This is a genomic window from Tessaracoccus flavus (assembly GCF_001997295.1).
GTDB lineage: Bacteria > Actinomycetota > Actinomycetes > Propionibacteriales > Propionibacteriaceae > Arachnia > Arachnia flava.
In genome coordinates, this window is record NZ_CP019605.1 from 3126839 (window position 1) to 3146339 (window position 19501).

General features: G+C 67.4%; 16 protein-coding genes. 3 read left to right on the forward strand and 13 right to left on the reverse strand.

From position 1 onward, the window contains the following. Positions 1 to 3: 3 nt before the first annotated feature. From RPIT_RS14270 to RPIT_RS14280, 3 genes are read right to left on the reverse strand one after another with little or no spacing between them, the layout of a single operon-like run. Positions 4 to 1713 (reverse strand): FAD-binding oxidoreductase, encoded by a 1710-nt coding sequence (locus RPIT_RS14270; protein WP_077344054.1) that lies wholly within the window; start codon positions 1711 to 1713, stop codon positions 4 to 6. Beyond that, complete coding sequence (locus RPIT_RS14275) at positions 1710 to 2513, reverse strand: lysophospholipid acyltransferase family protein (RefSeq protein WP_077344055.1); 804 nt, start codon at positions 2511 to 2513, stop codon at positions 1710 to 1712. Before RPIT_RS14275 ends, RPIT_RS14270 begins: the two co-directional genes overlap by 4 nt. A 1-nt stretch (position 2514) precedes the next feature. Continuing rightward, entirely contained in the window at positions 2515 to 3291 is a 777-nt protein-coding gene (locus RPIT_RS14280; protein ID WP_077344056.1) for an SDR family NAD(P)-dependent oxidoreductase, read from the reverse strand. A 197-nt stretch (positions 3292 to 3488) separates the two neighbouring features. Between RPIT_RS14280 and RPIT_RS14285 the strand changes: the two genes are divergently transcribed. Together RPIT_RS14285 and RPIT_RS14290 are read left to right on the forward strand one after the other, a co-directional pair. After that, on the forward strand, positions 3489 to 4550 hold the full coding sequence (locus RPIT_RS14285; protein ID WP_077344057.1) for a leucine-rich repeat domain-containing protein: 1062 nt from the start codon (positions 3489 to 3491) through the stop codon (positions 4548 to 4550). Positions 4551 to 5171: 621 nt separating this feature from the next. Further along, positions 5172 to 6263, forward strand: a complete 1092-nt coding sequence (locus RPIT_RS14290; protein ID WP_077344058.1) for an IS110 family RNA-guided transposase — start codon at positions 5172 to 5174, stop codon at positions 6261 to 6263. 125 nt (positions 6264 to 6388) lie between these two features. Here RPIT_RS14290 and RPIT_RS14295 read toward each other — a convergent pair whose 3' ends face one another. The 4 genes from RPIT_RS14295 to RPIT_RS14310 form a co-directional block, all read right to left on the reverse strand. Beyond that, the gene (locus tag RPIT_RS14295; protein WP_077344059.1) at positions 6389 to 7570 is read right to left on the reverse strand and encodes an acetate/propionate family kinase; all 1182 of its coding nucleotides are present in this window, start codon (positions 7568 to 7570) and stop codon (positions 6389 to 6391) included. A gap of 17 nt (positions 7571 to 7587) precedes the next feature. Further along, a complete protein-coding gene (pta, locus tag RPIT_RS14300) occupies positions 7588 to 9645 on the reverse strand; it encodes a phosphate acetyltransferase (RefSeq protein ID WP_077344060.1) in 2058 nt (685 codons plus the stop codon). Between the two features lie 537 nt (positions 9646 to 10182). Continuing rightward, a complete protein-coding gene (locus tag RPIT_RS14305; protein WP_077344061.1) occupies positions 10183 to 10968 on the reverse strand; it encodes a ferritin family protein in 786 nt (261 codons plus the stop codon). Beyond that, positions 10958 to 11875, reverse strand: a complete 918-nt coding sequence (locus tag RPIT_RS14310; protein ID WP_143028278.1) for a hypothetical protein — start codon at positions 11873 to 11875, stop codon at positions 10958 to 10960. Before RPIT_RS14310 ends, RPIT_RS14305 begins: the two co-directional genes overlap by 11 nt. Before the next feature lie 117 nt (positions 11876 to 11992). Between RPIT_RS14310 and RPIT_RS14315 the strand changes: the two genes are divergently transcribed. After that, the gene (locus RPIT_RS14315) at positions 11993 to 13060 is read left to right on the forward strand and encodes an LLM class flavin-dependent oxidoreductase (protein ID WP_077344063.1); all 1068 of its coding nucleotides are present in this window, start codon (positions 11993 to 11995) and stop codon (positions 13058 to 13060) included. Between the two features lie 145 nt (positions 13061 to 13205). Here RPIT_RS14315 and mnhG read toward each other — a convergent pair whose 3' ends face one another. From mnhG to RPIT_RS14345, 6 genes are read right to left on the reverse strand one after another with little or no spacing between them, the layout of a single operon-like run. Beyond that, positions 13206 to 13574 (reverse strand): monovalent cation/H(+) antiporter subunit G, encoded by a 369-nt coding sequence (gene mnhG / locus RPIT_RS14320; protein WP_226996277.1) that lies wholly within the window; start codon positions 13572 to 13574, stop codon positions 13206 to 13208. Then, positions 13571 to 13891: a monovalent cation/H+ antiporter complex subunit F gene (locus RPIT_RS14325; protein WP_077344064.1), complete on the reverse strand. Its 321-nt coding sequence runs from the start codon at positions 13889 to 13891 to the stop codon at positions 13571 to 13573. Before RPIT_RS14325 ends, mnhG begins: the two co-directional genes overlap by 4 nt. Next, positions 13888 to 14484 carry a Na+/H+ antiporter subunit E gene (locus RPIT_RS14330; protein WP_077344065.1) on the reverse strand — a complete coding sequence of 199 codons (597 nt, stop codon included), beginning with the start codon at positions 14482 to 14484 and terminating at the stop codon, positions 13888 to 13890. Before RPIT_RS14330 ends, RPIT_RS14325 begins: the two co-directional genes overlap by 4 nt. Continuing rightward, positions 14481 to 16034, reverse strand: a complete 1554-nt coding sequence (locus RPIT_RS14335; RefSeq protein WP_077344066.1) for a Na+/H+ antiporter subunit D — start codon at positions 16032 to 16034, stop codon at positions 14481 to 14483. Before RPIT_RS14335 ends, RPIT_RS14330 begins: the two co-directional genes overlap by 4 nt. Then, on the reverse strand, positions 16031 to 16456 hold the full coding sequence (locus tag RPIT_RS14340; RefSeq protein ID WP_077344067.1) for a Na(+)/H(+) antiporter subunit C: 426 nt from the start codon (positions 16454 to 16456) through the stop codon (positions 16031 to 16033). Before RPIT_RS14340 ends, RPIT_RS14335 begins: the two co-directional genes overlap by 4 nt. Beyond that, positions 16453 to 19395, reverse strand: a complete 2943-nt coding sequence (locus tag RPIT_RS14345) for a Na+/H+ antiporter subunit A (protein WP_077344068.1) — start codon at positions 19393 to 19395, stop codon at positions 16453 to 16455. The genes RPIT_RS14340 and RPIT_RS14345 overlap by 4 nt, the downstream gene beginning before the upstream one ends. Positions 19396 to 19501: the final 106 nt, after the last annotated feature.

A 19501-nucleotide genomic window follows, 5' to 3' on the forward strand; every position in this document is an offset into this window, starting at 1 on the left:
CCGCTAGGCGTCCGGTGAGTTGGAGGTGATCCCGGGCTTGCCGTCGTGGATGATCTTGCCCGGGTTCAGGTTGTTGCCCGGGTCGACACCTTCGAACAGCTTGCGCTGGATGAATACGCCCGCCGGAGAGATGTCCTGCTCCATCCAGGGGCTGTGCTCCTCGCCGACGCCGTGGTGGTGCGACACCGTCGCGTGGTTGTCCATGAACGACTGCTGGATCTCGCGCTTGGCCAGATCGTAGGTGCGCATTGCGTTGGCGGAGTTGTCGTTGATCGCGAACGTGAAGTACTGGCAGGCCCCCGAATGGTACGAGTGGCTGAGGTGGCAGAAGACGACGCCTTGGACACCCAGTTCGTCCATCAGCTTGTTGAAGCGCTCCACGGTGTTGGTGTGGATCTGCTCGGCGTAGGCCCACGGCGTCGTCGTCTCCGACACATCGCAGAGCATGCCGCGGTCGAGCATGAAGTCGCGGATGTAGGGGGTGTCGTACTTCTTCTGGTCGTACAGCGCGCCCGGGCCCTTGCCGACGCCCATGCCGCCGTTGTCGCGGACGATCTTGCCGACGATGCCCTTCTCGTAGCGCACGTGGCTGGCGGATCCCTCAAACCCGACGAAGCTCATCGCGATCTGCTCGAGATCCCAGCCCTTCTGCACCATCAGCTTCTGGATGCCCTTGCTGACGAGCGAGCTGACCTTCGACTTCGACTTCTTGCCGTTGGCCATGATGTATTGCGTCTCGATCGCGTCGGAGACGCGCGCCATCATCACGTGCGCATCGGACTCGACGATCTGCTGGCAGGCCCGCAGCCCGTCCTCGTAGGTCGGGTAGAAGTACGCCTGCAGCTCGCGAACCTCTGGGATGCGGTGCACGTTGACCCAGGCCGACGTGATGATGCCCAACCGGCCCTCCGAACCCAGCACCATCTCGCGGACGCTCGGGCCGGACGACGTCGACGGCAGGGGGCGCAGCTCCAGCACCTGCCCCGGCATCACCATGGTGAGCCCGCGGCAGATGTCGGCGATGTCGCCGTACTTGTCCGACTGCATGCCCGACGAGCGCGTGGCGATCCAGCCGCCGAGCGTCGACCAGACGAACGAGTCGGGGTGATGCCCCATGGTCCAGCCCTTGGCGCGGAGCTGGTCCTCCATGTCGGGGCCGAACACGCCCGCCTGGATGTGGGCGAGCCCTGAGTTCTCGTCGATCTCCAGCACCTTGTTCATCCGGCCGAGGTTGACCGAGACCACCTGGCGCGTCTCTCCCGGCTCGGCCTCGAGCGCGGCGACGATGTTCGAGCCGCCACCGAACGGGATGACGACGGCGTCAGCCTCGACGCAGGCGTCGACGACCTGCTCGACCTCGCGCTGGCTGCCCGGGTAGAGCACGACGTCGGGGATGCGCTCGAGCTGCCCGGCGCGCACCCGCATGAGGTCACGCAGGCCCTTGCCGAAGCCGTGGACCACGCGGGTCTCGTCGTCGGTCTGCACGTACGTGTCGCCGAGGATGCCGGCCAGGGTGCCGCGAAGCTCGTCGGTGAGCTGGGAGGCGGGCACGTTGAGCGACGAGAAGGGAGGGATGGTCTCCGCGGGGGCCGTGATGTCGACGCCGACCATCTTCTTCACGAACGCGGGGAACTTCGGCTTGTCCTCGTAGCGGTAGCCCTTGCCTTCTTCGCCCCAGCCCCACCACTTCTGCTGCTTGACGCCTTCGATCATCGTTCCTCCTGCTTGTCCGCGCGTTGCTTGGCGTCATCGACCAAGGCGGCTATCTCGGATTTCTGTGCCCGTTCGAGGGCTTGGGTGTGGGCGTACTCGGCCAGGGTCTTCATCCCATAGGCGCGAGCCGTGGTGTCGTGTAGTTCGATGACCTGGCGGCGCATGCGCTCGTTGAACTCGTGCGCGATCTCGCCGGGGAAGGGGGTCATCGGACGCCCGAACACGACGTGTACCTCGGGCCGACCCTTGGGCAGATGCTTCTGTTTCGACGGCCACGCCTCGAAGGCTCCGACGAGCGCGACGGGCAGCGCCGGAACGCCCCGCGAAATGCACAGCGACGCCACGCCCGGCTTGTACGGCCCCATCGCCCCGTCCCTGGAGCGCGTGCCCTCGGGGAACAGGAGCAGCGGGACGCCGTCGTCGAGCAGCTTGGCCGACAGCCCGCGCTGCCCGCGGCCGCCCTTGCCGCGGTCGATCGGGAAGCCGTTCATGAACAGTGACATCGGCGCGGACTTCCACCACTTGTCATAGAAGAAGTCGCCCGCCGCGCCGGTCGCGACGAAGCGACCGAGCCGGCTGGGCAACGAGCAGAGGATGAGGGGGGCGTCGAGGTGCGACGCGTGGTTGCTGAAGACGATGAACGGCGCCTCGAGGCTGTCGAGGTTGGCGGCGGAGTGCACGTGGATCTTCAGGAGCTTCCACAGGGCCGGTTTCAGCAGGAGGAGTTGGGCCGTGCGCCGAGTGGCCGCCTGCAGGTCCGACGTGTAGCGCGAACCTCCCGGCTCGACGTCTTTGGCCACGTCAGTGCCTCTTCCTCGACGCGGTGAGGACCCGGGTGAACCAGCGCGTCAGTGTCCTCGGCCCGTGGTCGCCGACCTTGAGGGCGAGCTTCCACTTCCAGTCCGGCACCGACTCGATCTTGCCCTTCTCGGCGTCGTCGAGACACTCTCGCACGAGCTTGTCGGGGTCGATCCAGATGAAGTCGGGAATCTTGGAGGCGTTGATGCCCGCACGGTCGTGGAACTCGGTGCGCACCCAGCCGGGGAGCAGCGCGGTCGCGGTGACGCCGGTGCCGGTGAGTTCGAGCGCCAGGCCGTTGGAGTACGAACGCGCCCAGGCCTTGATCGCCGAGTAGTTGCCGGTGTAGATCGCCGACGACGACGACGCGACGGTCACGATGCGGCCGTGGCCGCGCTCCTTCATGGCCCGGGCCGCGGCACCGCCGAGGATGAGCACGGCTAGGCACATGACGTCGAGCGCGCGGGCGTGGATGTCGATGTCGTCGGGGTCGAGCACGGTCGAGTGGAGGCCGAAGCCCGCGTTGTTGACGAGCCAGTCGACGGGGCGGCTCTGGTCCTCGAGCCGCGCGGCGACGCGTGCGACGTCGTCGCGTACAGCGAGGTCTGCTGGGAGCACCTCCACCTCGACCCCGTGCAACTGCCGCAGTTCTTCCGCGACGGCGTTCAGCCGGGCCTCGTCACGGGCGACGAGGATCAGGTCAGTGCCCCTGCTGGCGAATTCGCGCGCGAACGCGTGTCCGATGCCGGAGGTACCGCCCGTGATGAGTGCTGATGCCATGCCCTATAAGGTACGCCACTTGCGGAACGCTCCGCGAAGTCGACGGCGATGCGGGCACGCTGGCTGGCGCGAGTCCACAACCTCGAGGCGCCGTCGTTTGTGGGACCTCCACAACGCGTTGCCCCTTGCCGGCCCTGCCTATCCGTGGGAGATGTGCATCCCCTACGATTCAGCCACCAACTCTTGAAGGGACCCTCGTGAAGGTCTTCCGGGCAATGGCTGCCCTCATCCTCGGCGCCGCGCTTGCGCCGCTCGTCCCCGCCCTCGACGCCCGCGCGGAGGTCGACGTCTACAGCACCGCCGGGCACCACGAAGTCAACGGCCGGCAGTGGTACACCGAGTGCGAGCCGTACTCGCAGACCACGCGCTGCCGCACCAGCATCTTCGCCTCCTACGTCGTCTACCGCGACGGACAGTACGTGACGCAGCGGGACTGGCTGTTCAATAACCTCACCTACCTGCCGTCCCCGCGGACCATGTGGACCACGAACCCCCTGGGCAACAATGGCGAGTGGACCGCCAAGGACGGCCGCAAGTGGAGGACCGAGTGCGATACGGCGGCGACCGGCCGCAACGGCTGCCGCTCCTACACCGAGGCGAAGGTGGTGGAGCAGTACAACCTGTCCGCGAACGTCGTCGGGTACCGCACTGTGACGAAGTGGCTGTTCAACAACATCGTGCGCTTCGGCCCGATCACCTACCCCGCGCTGCAGGGCGGTGACGCGCTGATCGGCGATCCCGGGCTGTTCGAGTGTCTGGCCGATGCCGCCGGGGTCGCGCACAACCACACTGCGATCCCGCAGAGCAGATTGCAAAACGTGGTCGAGCTGGACTGCTACAACCGCGGCATCGAGTCGCTCGACGACCTCGGGTTCGCGCAGCTGCCCAACCTCGAGGTGGCCGACTTCAGCTCCAACTGGCTGACCACCCTCGACGGGCTGCCCTACCTGCCCAGCCTGCTGTTGCTCGATGCGTCGGACAACGAGCTCACGGAAGTCGGCGATCTCTCCTCCCTCAGCTCGCTCGTGGTGCTGGCTGTCGCGGACAACCACCTCACGTCCGTCGAGGGCCTGAGCTCGGAGCGGCTCCAGTTGGCGGCGCTCGACGTCCGCGGCAACGACATCACGACGGTGGCGCCGCTGGCCGACGCCTGGTCGCTCGAGGAGCTGTACGTCGAGGACAACCCGATCACCGACCTGGACGCGCTCGCCGCGCTGATCGACGCCGGCCTCTGGCTGGACGTGCTCCACGGCGAGTAGCCGGCTGTCGTCTAGCTCCCTGAGCTTGTCGCCTATCGGTCCCTGAGCTTGTCGCCTATCGGTCCCTGAGCTTGTCGCCTATCGGTCCCTGAGCTTGTCGAAGGGTTACGACCCCAGCTTCGGTTCTAGTTCCCTGAGCTTGTCGAAGGGTTACGGCCCCAGCTTCGGTCGCCGTCCCTGTGATCGGGGGCGACGGTTCTTTCCGTTTCCCCGAGTAGGGAGCGAGGTACGAGTGACCGTATCGAGGGGCTGCCGCGGGGCTCCGCTGTCTCGGGTGAGCGGTTGGGTGCGGGGTCCTTCGATACAGAGAGGATTGGGGGTACCGGGTTTCCCGGGGATCCGCAAGGATGAGGGTGCCGGGCTTTCCGGTGGTCTTGTGGTGGTGGCTGTCTTCGATACTGCCCTGGAGGGCGTTGCAGCGATGTGCCCTGCCTCGTTGATCCCTGGGAGATCCGGGCCGGTGTCTGACCCCGCGTGCGGGTTGGGGGATGGGTCAGGCCGGGGCGGTAGCTTGATAAGACCGTGCCCCGCGTGTGTGGGGCTCATCTCTGTAGTGCTCCGGTCCCCGGCCTGCTGAGCCATCCCTCCCGGCTGATAGTGACAAGCCTTGAGGGAGGCAACATGTACAAGACATCACACACGCGCCGTCACCGCAACCCCCCATCAGGATCGGTGGTGGTGGGTATCGATACCCATCTGGACATCCATCACGCGGCGTTGGTGGACGCGGCGACCGGTGCTCCGGTGGCTGACCAGCAGTTCCCGGCCACCCCGGCCGGCTATCTTGAGTTACTGGACTGGGCCGCCGATCATGGCAGGGTCTCGCGGGCCGGGGTGGAACAGACCGGCACCTATGGTGCCGGGTTGACCGCCGTGTTGCATGCTGCCGGGATCGAGGTGATCGAGATCAACCACACCGAACGAGGTGACCGGGCCCGGCACGGGAAGACCGATGAGCTCGACGCGTACCGGGCGGCGACCGCGGCGGCGGCCGGCACCCAGAAGGGCCTAGCCAAGCACTATCATCCCGCGATCGCCGCGCTACGACCGTTGATGGTGCTGCGGGCCCATCACCGGAGCTCCAGGCAGCGGGCCTGGGGCCGTGTAGGCGGGATGCTGGTGACCTGTCCCGACGACCTCGCTGACCAGGTGCGGGGGTTGAACTCGGCCCAGAAACGGGCCCGGATCGCCGCGTGGCGTCCCGACCTGACTCGTCTCCACGACCCTGTCAACAGTTACAAACTCGCCCTCAGGGACCTCGCCCGTGCCTGCCTCGACCATGATCGGGCCATCGTCGAGATCGATGCGCAACTGCTCAGGATCCTCACCCCGATCGCGCCGACCCTGCTGGCCCAGCATCATGTCGGGCCAGTGACCACTGCCCAGTTGTTGATCACCGCCGGTCACCCCGGCCGGATCACCTCCGGTGACGCGTTCGCCAAACTTGTCGGCGTGGCACCACTGCCCGTTCAATCCGGAAAGTCCAGCCGGTGGAGATTGTCGCGCTCGGGCGACCGGCAAGCCAACAGCGTCATCCACCGCGTCGTCATCGGACGCCTCGGAACCGACCCGCGATCCAAGACCTACATCCAACGCCGAGTATCCGAAGGAAAGACCCGCTCCGAAGCCATCCGAGCACTCAAACGACACGTCACCCGAGACCTCTGGACCGCCCTCCAAACAGACCTCAACAACCTCCCCCACACCACTTGACAGACCATAAGACCTTCGCTGCTGCTCGTTCCTCGCGGCCGCTACTCAGGGAGACGTTTGGGACCCGTTTCGCCGAGTAGCGAGCGAGGGACGAGCGATTGTATCGAGGGGCTCGCGCGGGCTCCTCAGGCGCCGATGACCTGGAGGGTCTCCTGGGCCATCGCGAGTTCCTCGTTCGTCGGGATGACCAGGACGCGCACCTTGGATTCGGGCGTCGAGATCTCACGTGCCTGCTTGGAGCGGACCTTGTTCGCCTCCTCGTCGAGCTCGAAGCCGAGGCCGGCGAGCCTGCGCACCGCGGGGCCGCGGACGTGGGCCGCGTTCTCGCCGATGCCGGCGGTGAAGACGAGCGCGTCGACGCCGCCCAGGACGGCGATGTACGAGCCGATGTAGCTGATCAGCCGGTGGACGTAGACGTCGAGGGCCAGCTTGGCCTCCTCGTTGCCCGCGTGAATCTGCGTCGCCACGTCGCGCATGTCCGTGTAGCCGCACAGCCCGGCCATGCCCGACTGCTTGTTGAGGAGGGTGTCGACGTCGTCGATCGTCATGCCCTTGCGCACGAGGTACTTGTGCAGCCCAGGGTCGACGTCGCCCGAGCGGGTGCCCATGACGAGGCCCTGCAGCGGGGTCAGCCCCATGGAGGTCTCGACGGCCACTCCGCCGTCGACCGCCGAGATGGAGGCACCGTTGCCGAGGTGGCAGACGATGATCTTCAGGTCCTCGATCGGACGGTCGAGGAACTTCGCGGCCTCCTTGGAGACGTAGCTGTGGCTGGTGCCGTGGAAGCCGTACTTGCGAACCCCCAGGCGCTCGGTCACCTGCCGGTCGATCGCGTAGGTGTAGGCCTCCGCCGGAAGGGTGGAGAAGAACGCAGTATCGAAGATCGCGACGTGCGGCACGTCCGGCAGCACCTTCTGGGCGGCGCGGATGCCGGCCAGGGCGGGCGGGTTGTGCAGCGGCGCGAGTTCGGAGAGCTCCTCGAGGTGCGCGATGACCTCGTCGTCGATGAGCGTGGACTCGACGAAGGTCGATCCGCCATGCACCGTGCGGTGCCCGACGGCCACCACCGTGTCGAGGCTCGGGCCGTGCTCGTCGAACATCCTCACGACGCGGGCCACAGCCTCGGTGTGGTCGGCGAACGGCTCCTCGTCGTGGTACTCGGCGTCGCCCGCCTCGTGGTCGATCGTCGACATCGGCTGCCCGATCCGCTGCACGATGCCGACGGCTTGGGGGCTGCCCTGCGCCGGGTCGAGGAGCTGATACTTGATGGACGACGATCCGCAGTTGAGCAGGAGGATCTGGGACATTGCGCTGGCTTCGTTTCTCAGATTGCTTGGGCCTGGATGGCGGTGATGGTGATGGTGGAGACGATGTCGTCGACGAGGGCGCCGCGCGACAGGTCGTTGACCGGCTTGCGCAGCCCCTGGAGGACGGGACCGATCGCGACCGCACCGGACGTGCGCTGGACGGCCTTGTAGGTGTTGTTGCCCGTGTTGAGGTCGGGGAAGATGAACACCGTCGCCTGGCCGGCGACCTCGGAGTTCGGCATCTTCTTGCTCGCCACAACCTTGTCGACGGCGGCGTCGAACTGGATGGGACCCTCCACCTTGAGCTCGGGGGCACGCTCGCGTACGAGCTCGGTGGCGGCCCGGACCTTGTCGACATCGGCGCCGGAGCCCGAGTCACCCGTCGAGTACGACAGCATGGCGATGCGGGGCTCGATGCCGAAGCTCTCGGCGGTCTTGGCCGATGAGATGGCGATGTCGGCGAGCTGCTCGGCGGTGGGATCAGGGTTGACGGCGCAGTCGGCGTAGACCAGCACGCGGTCGCTCATGCACATGAGGAACGAGCCGCTGACCACCGACAGGCCCGGGACGGTCTTGATGAACTCGAGCGAAGGCCGGATCGTGTTGGCGGTGGTGTTGATCGCGCCCGACACCATGCCGTCGGCCTTCCCGAGGTGCACCATCATCGTGCCGAAGTAGGACAGGTCCTTCATCCGCTCGAGGGCCTGTTCGGTCGTGACGCCCTTGTGGGCGCGGAGCTGGGCGTACTCCTCGGAGAACTGGCGGGCCAGCTCCGGATCGTCGGGGTTGACCACGGTGGCGGCCGAGAGGTTGAGGCCGAGCTCCGAGGCGCGACGGCTGATCTTGCCCGAGTCGCCGAGCAGGATGAGGTCGGCGACGTTGCGGTTGAGCACCACCTCGGCGGCCTGCAGGATGCGGTCGTCGGTGGCCTCCGGCAGGACGATGCGCTGCTTGTTGGCGCGCGCCTGCTGCATGATCTGGTGCTCGAACATCGTCGGCGTGCGGATCTCGGTGCGGGGGAGATCGATGGCGGCGAGCAGGGCCGCCTCGTCGACGTTGGCGGAGAACAACGCGCGGGACACGTCGATCTTGCGGGGCGAACTCGTCGAGGTGCCCTGGACCCCCTGGAGGGCCACCGCGGTGGTGAACGTGTCGCCCTGGGTGATCGCCACCGGCAGGTCGATCTCCGCGTCGGCGAACAGCGTCTTTATGGTCTCGGGGATCTCGAAGCCGCCGGTGAGGACGACGGCGGCCAGCGGCCCGTAGTGCGCGGAGCGGTGCGCCATGATGAGCCCCGCGACGAGGTCGAGACGATCGGCGGGAACGATGACCGTTGATTCGCGCTTCAGCCGGGCCAACAGGTTCGGCAGGGTCATTGCACCGACGATGGTGTGGAGCGACTCGAGGCTGCGGAAGTCGGTCTGGCCCAGCCACTGCGTGGCGCCGACGGCGTCGAACTGCGCCCCGACGGAGGGAGCGCCCAGCACGGCGTCCTCGGGGATGAGCGACACGGGTACGTCGCGCACTTCGCGCAGTGCCTCGGCGAGTCCCTGGTGTCGCTCCTCGAAGACGTGCGTGGCGACGATCGCCGCGATGGAGTTGTGCCGCTCCTCGTACGCCTCGATGGCTGACTCGGTGAGCCGTTTGACCTGCTCGACGTTCCGGTCGGCGGCGCGCGTGACGAAGAGGATGGGGGAGTTGAGGTTCGCGGCGATCACCGCGTTGTGGCCAAGCTCCTGGGCGCTCTCGATGTCGTCGTAGTCGGAGCCCAGAATGACGACGGCGTCGCACTTGGCTTCGATCTCGGCGTACTTGGCGACGATCGTGTCGATAGCGGCTGCGGGATCGTCCGCATACTCCTTGTAGGTGACCCCCACTGAGTCGGCGAGACTCTGTCGGACACCCTTCTGGGAGATGAGGGCTTCGGTCACCGCGTCGCTCTCGACCGAATGCACAAGGGGTCGGAATACGCCGACGGAACGAACCTGACGGGCAAATAGTTCGATCACGCCGAGCGCGATGGAGGACTTGCTGACCTGCCGCTCCGACGAGGCAATATAAACACTCTTGGTCACGGGGTTACCCTACCCTCTCCTCCGCCGGGTCGCCCTTCGGCCCGAATGACTGACGAAGCGAGATCTTCTGGGCTCGTCATGTCGGACCCTGAGCTTGTCGTTCCGTGGTCCCTGAGCTTGTCCCCTCGTGCTCCCTGAGCTTGTCCTTCCGTGGTCCCTGAGCTTGTCGAAGGGTTACGGCCGTGGGTGTGGTCGCCGCCCTTGTGGTCGGGGGCGGCGGTGAGCCACGGTGCGGTAACCCTTCGACGGACGCTCGCTCGTTCCTCGCGAGCTGCTCAGGGACCAGCCAAGGTCCCTGAGCTTGTCCTCCGTGGTCCCTGAGCTTGTCGAAGGGTTACGGCCGTGCGTGTGGTCGCCGCCCTTGTGGTCGGGGGCGGCGGTGAGCCACAACGCCGTTACCCTTCGACGGACGCTCGCTCGTTCCTCGCGAGCTGCTCAGGGATCAACCAAGGTCCCTGAGCTTGTCGAAGGGCGACGGACGCTCGCTCGTTCCTCGCGAGCTGCTCAGGGATCGGCGACCCTGCTCGATGCCTCGGCCTACGTGATCCCCATCTTCGTGAAGGCGGTGCGGAAGATGGTCAACCCCTCGAGCCCCGGCAGCTTCTGCACCCTCAGATCCACCTTGTCGAGCACGTCCATGTGGCCCTGGAAAAGGTGGCTCATCACGTGCTGCACCTCGGATTCGTCCATCATGCCGGAGCCGACGGGGCGCCAGGCGTTGGCGAGGACGAGCCTGACGAGCTTCTGCGCCGTCTCGGACTCCTCCATCGCGGCGCGGGCCTGCGTCGTGTAGAACGCCACGTGTCTGGTCTCCTGTTGCGCGATCCGCCGCAACAGGGGGGACAGAGCGGGGTGGCTGGTCATGTCAGCCATCCGGCGGTAAGCGGCCACGGCCGACAGTTCGTTAGCGGCGCCCCAGGCCATGTGGACGGCGATGAAGTTCTTCCCCACCAGGTTGCTCATCACCGACTGCTTGAGCGGGCCCAGCGCGAACTGCCAGCCGAGCTTCACCCGCTTGGCTTTCAGTTCGTCGTAGTCGACGACGATGCCGTGACGCTGCAGAACGGCAGACAGCGCCTCGCCGTGCCAGAACTCCTCCCGGTTCCACATCGTCATGAACCCCGCGGCCTCTGGCTCGCGGCGGGACCGCGTCACCAGCAGGTCCCGGAGGAAGCAGGACGTGTGGTACTCGACGTCGCACATGTAGCGCAGCGATCGGAGGGTGTCCGCATCGAGTGGCTGGTCGTCGAAGGTGTCGAAGTCGAGGTCGTCCCACGCGACGGCCTCCGAGGTTTCGGTGAACTTGTCCAGGTCAAATGCCATGGTGCGGGCTCCGGGTGAGGCGGTGGATGAGGGGACGGCGCAGGCGTCGGCGCACGGCGCGGACCGACGGCAAGGGGCGCCCCGGCAGCAGCGACGCGATCGCGCGGTCCGACTCCACGAGAGCAGATCTCGCTTCGCGGGAGGAGAACAGCGCCCCGAACGTCTCGGCCTCACCGGGGTCGGGCACGCCGTCGGGACGCATCGGCACGAACTGTGGGCCGACGGCGATCGCGGCGCTCAGCCGCTCCGCGGGGGAACGTCGCACGCGCGCCGCAGCCTCCTGCCGGAAGAAGTCGACGAACGACTCGCGCCGCTCGATCACGTCGGCGACGACGTCGTGGGCGGCGCCGTCGAGGCGGGGGAGGAGCGCCCGGTACGCCACCTGGAGGCCCCCTTCGTGGACGGCCATCCGAGCCATATGCCCGGCGGTGACGGGCTCGCCGACGACGATTCCTCCGATCGCGGAGACGCCGGGGAGGAGGTACTCGACGTAGGCGCCGACCAGCCGAGCGTGCAGTCCGCGGCGGGGAAGCGGACGGGGCGCGGGGCTGCCGTCGGCGGTGAGCAGGTCGCGCAGCGCCCGCGCGTTCCAGTAGCGCTCGTAGGCCCAGGTGCCGAGGAAGGCGGTGATGCGGGCCTCGTTGCTGGTCCAGGAGGAGAGCATCTTGCGCAGGTCGCCGAGCGCCTCGTGCTCCACGCGCCACAGGTAGCCGACGTCGCGCCGCGCGTCGGGGGCGAGGGTCACGTCGCCGTCGACGCTGATGGGGCCTCGGGCGTTTCGCGTGTACGCCGCGACGTCGAAGTCGGTCTCGAGGACCCGCAATTTGTCGTCGTCGAGGTGGAGGCGCCCGTTCCGGTAGCCCGGGGGCAGCACGCGGGCTCCGGTCGGTGTGCGCGCATCACTCACGGGATATCAGCTCTCCTGCCAACTACGTCGCTGTCAACTAGGCAGTTTAGCCACCCCGCCCCGGTCGGCAACGCTCCGTGGCCGCTGAGGCTTGCCCGTCTGGCTAGCGTGGGAGGCATGAAGCTTTCGGTGTTGGATCTCATCAACGTGCGCCAGGGTCAGACCACCGCCCAGGCGCTGCGCGCGAGTAGGGCGATGGTCGAGGCGGCCGACAAGCTCGGCTACACGCGTTACTGGGTGGCGGAGCACCACAACACCACGTCTGTCGCCTCGACGGCTCCAGCGGTCGAACTCATGTACCTCGGGCAGGACACGTCACGGATCCGGCTGGGCTCGGGCGGCGTCATGCTACCCAACCATTCCCCGCTCGCCGTGGCCGAGCAGTTCGCGCTGCTGGCCGCGGTCTACGGCGACAGAATCGATCTGGGTATCGGGCGGGCACCCGGCACCGACCCGATCACCTCGGCCGCCATCCGCGGCCACCTCAGCGGCGGCCACTTCGTCGATGCCAACGGCCGCCCCAGCGATCCGGTCCGCGAGTTCCCGCAGAACGTGGCCGACATCCTCACCCTGCTGAACCCCGACGGCGCAGAGATCCGCCTGCGTCACGGTCAGCACTACAGCCTGCGCGCCACCCCCGTGCTGGAGCACGCGCCGGCGGTGTGGCTGCTCGGCTCGTCGGACTACTCGGCGGAGATGGCTGCGACGATGGGCCTGCCGTACGTGTTCGCGCACCACTTCTCGGGGCGCGGCACGCAGCGCGCGCTGGACCTGTACCGCAGCAGCTTCCAGCCCAGCGAGCACGGCGCTCAGCCGCGTACCTTCGTGACGGTGAACGTCTCGGTGGCAGAAACCGCCGACGAGGCGTGGGAGTTGTGCGAACCCCACCAGTACCTCATGGCGTCGCTCTCCACCAGGGGGAAGATGGACCCGCAGCCCCGTGTCGGGGACGAGGTGAAGCGGCTGCTCACCGACGACCTGCGCGCCGCCGTCGCTCCGGTCGTCGACACCTGGGCGATCGGTAACCCAGAGCAGGTCAAGGCGCAGCTGGAGGAGACGGCCGACCAGTACGGCGTCGACGAGATCATGATCCACCCCATCGAGGGTGCCTACGAGGCCGATCCCGCTGACGCGTGGCCGGCCAAACTCCGCGGCCTCGAACTGCTCGCCGAAGCACTCCTGTAGTCGGGGTTTCGCTGGGGGGCACTTTCGATACGGTCGCTCGTTCCTCGCTCCCTACTCAGGCGACGATATTCGTCTCCCTGAGTAGCGGCCGTGAGGGACGAACGGCCGCGTATCGAAGGGCTCGTGGGCTGCCCGCTCTCTCGCATCAGAGTTGCTCGGGGCGCGTGTAGCCGGCTTCCTTGAGGTCCTCAGCGAGATGGTTGTACTTGAGCTTGGAGTCGTTGGCCAGGCCAGCACGGTAGGCGCCTCGCGCGACCAGGTTGGCCGACACCGGAGCGGTGAGCAGCTGCACCACCACGATGAGGATGCACAGGCCGGACGCCCACCAGGTGCGCAGACTCAACCCGATGCCGAGGCTGATCGCGATGAGACCCAGCACCTGCGGTTTCGTCACCGCATGCATCTTCGACATCACGTCAGGAAAGCGGACCAGCGCGACGGCGGCGGCGAAGCAGAGGCCGGCCCCGACGAGCATCAACAGAGCACCGATGAGGTCGAATGTCGCGTCGATCATGAGTCAGCCTCCTCGTGTTCCCGCTCCGCCGTGTAGCGGCGGCGAGTCAACATGCGGTCACCGACCATGCGGGCGATGGACACGGCACTGGTGAACCCCAACATTGACAGCATGACCAGCACCAGCAGTTCGGTCGACAGGTCCGTCCAGATGGTCCAGAGCCCCAGCGATGCCACGACGACGGCGACGATGAGGTCAGCCGCCACGGAGCGGTCGAGCTGTGAGGGGCCATCGGCGATCCGTTTGACGCCGATGAGCGCCGCCACGGCCAGCACGACGGCGGCGACGCTGAGGATGACATTGGTGAGAAGCGTCACGACTCCACCTCCATCTCGGTAGCCCGGGGGTCGGGGTGCAGCTCGAGCGCCTCGTTGAACTGCGCGATCTCCTCGTCCGAGCCGAAGGCACGCAGGACGCGGGACTCGACGTCGAACACCATGCGCTGCACGCGTGCCAGAGGTTCATCGCCGACGAGGTCGATGACGTGGAGGTACAGGCGCCGGGGGCTGCGCACGACCTCGACGACCACGGTCCCAGGAACCAGGGAGATCATCTCGGCTACCTGCACCTGGTAGAGGTCGTTGTCACTGTGGAGGTCGACCCGGACGATGCCGGCGTTGAGGTTGACCCGCCGGTGGAACACCAGCGCCACGACGCGGAATGACGACACCACGAGGTCCCACAGCAGGTGAAAGACGAGGACAACGACGCCCAGCGGACGCAGTTTGCCCTGCCAGAAGATGGGTGGCAGGGGGAAGACGATGTCGATGAGATAGCCGATGAGCATGCCCGAGAGCACGATGACCGGCGACGCGCTGCCCCACAGCAGCATCCACATCAGCGTCATCCCGAAGACCGACAGCGGCCGGAAGCGGAGCCGGTCGCGCCACGGCGTGGCTGAGCGCATCATCGCAAGCCCTCCGGCAGTACCGCGTTGACATAGGAGCCGTCGCGCAGCGCCTCCGCGGCTGCGGTGGTGTACTCGTACAGCGGGCCGGCGAACACCATGAGCGCCATCCCGAAGAGGACGAGCGCCAGCGTGGCCCCAACCTGCACCGGAGGCATGGGGCGGGTGTCGTCGTCGAGCTCATCGGGGTCGAGGTCGAGCTCGAGTTCGCGCGCTTCGACCTGACGCTGCTCCCTGGGCGTCACGCCCCAGAAGGCGCGGTTCCAGACCTTCGCCATGGCCATGAGAGTCAGGAGGCTGGTGGTGACCCCGCCGGCGACGACGGCCCAGGCCAGCGGCGTGCCGACGCTGGCGCCCGCCTGGAGGAGCCCCAGCTTCCCGACGAATCCGGACATCGGGGGGATGCCGGCCAGGTTCATCGCGGGGATGAAGAACAGGAAGGCGAGCATGGGCGCCACCTTGAGCAGACCCCCCAGGCCGTCGAGCGACGACGTGCCGCCCCGTCGCTCGATCAGGCCCGTGACGAGGAAGAGCGTGGCCTGGATCGTGATGTGGTGGGCGGTGTAGAAGATGGTGGCCGCCATGCCCTCGTCGGTGTTGAGCGCGATGCCGAAGATCATGTAGCCGATGTGGCTGATGAGCGTGAACGACAGCATTCGCTTGATCTCCACCTGCGCGACGGCGCCGAGGATGCCGATCACCATCGTGGCCAGCGCGACGACCATCAGGATGCCGTGCATGTTCGTGCCCGGGAAGAGCAACGTCTCTGTGCGGATGAGGGCGTAGACGCCGACCTTGGTGAGGAGGCCGGCGAACACGGCGGTGACGGGCGCGGGAGCCGTCGGATAGGAGTCCGGCAGCCAGCTGGAGAGCGGAAAGACCGCGGCTTTGATGGAGAAGGTGACCACCAGGAGCACTTCGAGGAGCAGCCGGATCGGCTCGGTGATCATCTCCAGCCGGATGGAGATCTGCGCCATGTTCACGGTCCCGGTGGCAGCGTAGATAGACGCGATCGAGATGAGGAACAGCGACGAGCTGAGCAGCGAGACGATGACGTACGTGGTGCCGGCACGGATGCGGTCGGGGGTGCCGCCGAGGGTCAGCAGGACGTACGAGGCGAAGAGGAGGATCTCGAAGCCCACGAAGAGGTTGAACAGATCCCCGGCGAGGAACGCGTTCGAGACGCCGGCCATGAGGAGCAGAAACGTGGGGTGGAAGATCGAGACCGGGGTCTCCCGGCGCACCTCGTCGCGGTCCTGCCCCGTCGCGAAGATCAGCACGCAGAGCGCCACCACTGCCGCGACCAGCAGCATCAACGCGCTCAGCCGGTCCGCGACGAGCGAGATGCCGAGCGGCACCTCCCAGCCGCCCAGCCACAGGGCCAGCGGGCCGTGGGAGTTGGTGAACCACATCAGCACTGCGGCGACGCCGATCATGCAGCTGATGCTGAGGATGGAGACGAAGCGCTGAAGACCGGGCCGGCGGGGCAGGACAAGCGTCACGGCCGCGCCGAACACGGCCAGCAGGACCGGCACCGGAAGGAGGCTGGTCATTCGCTCACCACGTCCTCTCCCGTGTCGGAGAACGAGGTGTCCTCGTAGCTCTCGGAGGCGACGTCCGAGTCGGCCAGTTCACGGATGCGGGCGTCCTCGACGTCGTCGGCCACCTCATCGTGGCCATGCAACTGGAAGCTGCGGTAGGCCATCGCGAGGACGAACGCGGCAACGGCCATCGTGATGACGATGGCGGTGAGCACCATCGCCTGCGGCAGTGGATCCGAGATGTCCTCCTCGACGAGGTCGACGATGGGCGGAGTGCCCGGGCGTCCCGCGGCGACGAGGAACATCAGGTTCACGCCGTTGCTGAGCACGAGGATGCCGAGGAGGATGCGGGTCAGCGAGCGTTCAAGCACGAGGTAGACGCCGGCGGCGACGAGGACGCCAGCCGTGATGGCGAGGGTGAGGTTGGCGGTCATCGGCGCTCCCCGTTCCGGCCGGGAAGGGCCACCGTCGAGTCGGGTAGGGGCATCGGCGCGAGCTGTTCCTCGGCGTGCTCGTCGATCCCTGAGCCGAGGCTGCGGGCGACGTCGAGCAGCATCCCGATGACGATCAGGTACACGCCCACGTCGAAGATGACCGAGCTGACCAGGTGGAGCTCACCGAAGAGGGGCAGGACGCCCAGCGGGGTGGCGATGGAATCGGGGCCTGGCAGGTTGAGGTAGTAGTCGTAGCTCTGCAGAACGGCGCCGCCCAGGAATAGAGGGCCGACGGCGGCCAGCAGCATCAGGAGCAGCCCGCCACCCAGCAGGCGTCCGGCGTCGATCGGCGCGGCCTCGTCGAGCTCGTACCGGCCCGCGGCCAGGTAGCGGATGACGAGCGCCATGCCGGCCACCAACCCGCCGGCGAAGCCGCCGCCGGGGGAGTTGTGCCCTGCGAGCAGGAGGTAGACCGAGGCGACGATCATGACGCCGAACAGCAGCCGGGTGATGACTTCGAAGACCACTGATCGGACCGTGGGGGACAGGGTCTGGCCGGCCCGCAGCCACACGCCGGGCGAGGCGTCGTCCTGCGGGTCGTCGTCGCGGTCGCGGAAGGCCTCCTCGGTGCGCTTGACGCTCGTGGTGCGAGACCTCAGGAAGATGAGCGAGGCGATGCCGGTGGCCGCGATCACGAGCACCGACACCTCACCGAAGGTGTCCCAGGCTCGGATGTCCACCAGGGCGATGTTGACGATGTTCTTGCCGAACCCGAACTCGTAGGCTGCGTCGTACCAGGCGTCCGACACGGGATCGGACACCCGGGCGCCCACGGCCACGAGGGAGATCAGGGTGACCGTCGTACCGGTCAGCACCGCCACCAGGACGCGCCACCAGCGCGTCGAGCTCAGGGGCCGGTTCGTGAAGTAGCGCGGGAGTTTGCGCACCACGAGGATGAACACCACGAGCGTCACCGTCTCCACCAGCACCTGCGTGAGCGCCAGATCGGGAGCCCCTCCCATGGCGAACAGCAGGGCGAGCCCGTAGCCGGTGACGCCGACGAGCAGGACGGCGCGGATCCGGCCGCGCGAGGTGGCGGCGAGTGCAGCCGCCATGATCATCACGAGCGCGATGAGCAACTGTGGCCAGAAGTCGAAGGCGCGGTAGGTGGGCCACAGGCGGATGCTCAGCAGCGCCCAGGTGGAGAGTGCCACCAGAGTCACGAGGATCGTGCCGAGATAGATCGACAACGAGCCTCGTTGCGTTCGCGCGGTGACCTCCACCGCCACCCGGTCGATGCCGTGCATCGAGCGGTGGTAGAGGTCTTCGGCGGTGACAACTTCGGGGAACGTCGCCTGGATATCGGCGATCCGCTCCCGGAACACGAACAGGGCGACGCCGGCGGCGAGGGCCACGATCGACATGATGAGCGGCCACGACACCCCGTGCCAGAGCGCCAGCCCGTAGCTGGGCTCGCCGAGGGGGACTGTTTCGGAGTACGCCGTCAGCACCCGGGTCAACTGAGGGCCGAGGAACCCGCCGACGAGGCCGAGGGTCCCGAGCAACATCGGGATGCCGGCCATGCCCCAGGCCGGGCGATGCCACTGCAGCGCGGGAGCGCCGTCCTTCGACGCGAACGCGCCCCACCACCAGCGCAGCGAATAGGCGACGGTGATGGCGGATCCGAAGACCAGGGCGACGGCGAGCGCGGCGGCGGCGAGCGGCGTCAGGTCAGCAACATCGCCCTCCACCAGGTACACCGCGGACTCGAAGGCCGCCTCCTTGGTGAGGAATCCGACCAGCGGAGGCATGCCGGCCATCGAGAGCGCGGCCAGACCGCCGAGCGCGGCCAGCCACGGCACCCGGTAGCCGACACCGTTGAGCTCGCGGACGTCGCGCGTGCCGGCGGAGTGGTCGATGAGCCCGACGCACATGAACAGCGTCGACTTGAACAGGGCGTGCGCGATGACCAGACCCAGCCCAGCAAAGGCCGCCGACTGGGTGCCGATGCCGACCAGCAGCACCATGAAGCCGAGCTGGCTCACGGTGCCGTAGGCGAGCAGCAGCTTGAGGTCGGTCTGCCGCAGGGCACGCCAGCCGCCCAACACCATCGTCACAGTGCCGAGCAGCATCACCGTCGGACGCCAGAACGGTACTTCCGCGAAGGCGGGGGCGAGGACGGCGACGAGGTAGACGCCCGCCTTCACCATTGCCGCCGCGTGCAGGTAGGCCGAGATGGGCGTCGGGGCGGCCATTGCCCCGGGGAGCCAGAAGTGGAAGGGGACCAGCGCCGACTTGCTCAACGCGCCGACGAGCATGAGGAGAGCCCCGGCTGTGGCGAGGACACCCGTCGGGGGGCTGGCGATGATGATCTGCAGCGACATGGTGCCGGTGGCCTGCCAGAGCGCGATGATGCCGACGAGCATCGCCAGACCACCCGCGGTGGTGACGATGAGAGCGGTTTGCGCGGCGCCGCGGTTTGCGCGGCGGGTGGGGTCGTGGCCGATGAGAAGGTAGGAGAAGACCGTAGTCAGCTCCCAGAAGATGTAGAGCACCACGAGATTGTCGGCGGTGACCAGCCCCAGCATGGTGCCCGCGAAGAGCGTCAGCACCGCGGCCGAGCGGGCGTGAGTGAGGCCGTCGAAGTACCACCTGCTGTACAGCAGGACGAACAGGCCTATCCACGAGACGATCATCGCCAGGACCCACTGGAGCAGGCCCATCTGCAGCGTCAGGCTGACGTCAAGGGCAGGGATCCAGTCGTAGGACTCCACGTAGACACCGCCGCCGAGGACGACGGGAGCCTGAGTCAGCAACCAGACCCCGGCTGCCAAGGGGCCCAGCGCGAGCACGAAGAAGGACCGCGACCCCAGAAACCGGACCAGCAGGGGAGTGAGGGCACCCAGCACCGCGTGCGCGGCGACCAGAGCAAATAGCACGCCAGAGCTCCCTTCGATCGGGGGGTCGTGGTGGCGCGCTCAGTCTAGCTGTCTGGACAAGTGCACCGGGATGGTCCACTTGTTTTCGGCCCCTTGACGACGCGGA

Bases quoted from the DNA above. Each gene is read 5' to 3' on its own strand.
- RPIT_RS14280 (WP_077344056.1), bottom strand. From the start codon at position 3,291: ATGGCATCAGCACTCATCACGGGCGGTACCTCCGGCATCGGACACGCG.
- RPIT_RS14330 (WP_077344065.1), bottom strand. From the start codon at position 14,484: ATGATGCGCTCAGCCACGCCGTGGCGCGACCGGCTCCGCTTCCGGCCG.
- RPIT_RS14315 (WP_077344063.1), top strand. From the start codon at position 11,993: ATGAAGCTTTCGGTGTTGGATCTCATCAACGTGCGCCAGGGTCAGACC.
- RPIT_RS14270 (WP_077344054.1), bottom strand. From the start codon at position 1,713: ATGATCGAAGGCGTCAAGCAGCAGAAGTGGTGGGGCTGGGGCGAAGAA.
- mnhG (WP_226996277.1), bottom strand. From the start codon at position 13,574: ATGATCGACGCGACATTCGACCTCATCGGTGCTCTGTTGATGCTCGTC.
- RPIT_RS14290 (WP_077344058.1), top strand. From the start codon at position 5,172: ATGTACAAGACATCACACACGCGCCGTCACCGCAACCCCCCATCAGGA.
- RPIT_RS14340 (WP_077344067.1), bottom strand. From the start codon at position 16,456: ATGACCGCCAACCTCACCCTCGCCATCACGGCTGGCGTCCTCGTCGCC.
- RPIT_RS14295 (WP_077344059.1), bottom strand. From the start codon at position 7,570: ATGTCCCAGATCCTCCTGCTCAACTGCGGATCGTCGTCCATCAAGTAT.
- RPIT_RS14305 (WP_077344061.1), bottom strand. From the start codon at position 10,968: ATGGCATTTGACCTGGACAAGTTCACCGAAACCTCGGAGGCCGTCGCG.
- RPIT_RS14335 (WP_077344066.1), bottom strand. From the start codon at position 16,034: ATGACCAGCCTCCTTCCGGTGCCGGTCCTGCTGGCCGTGTTCGGCGCG.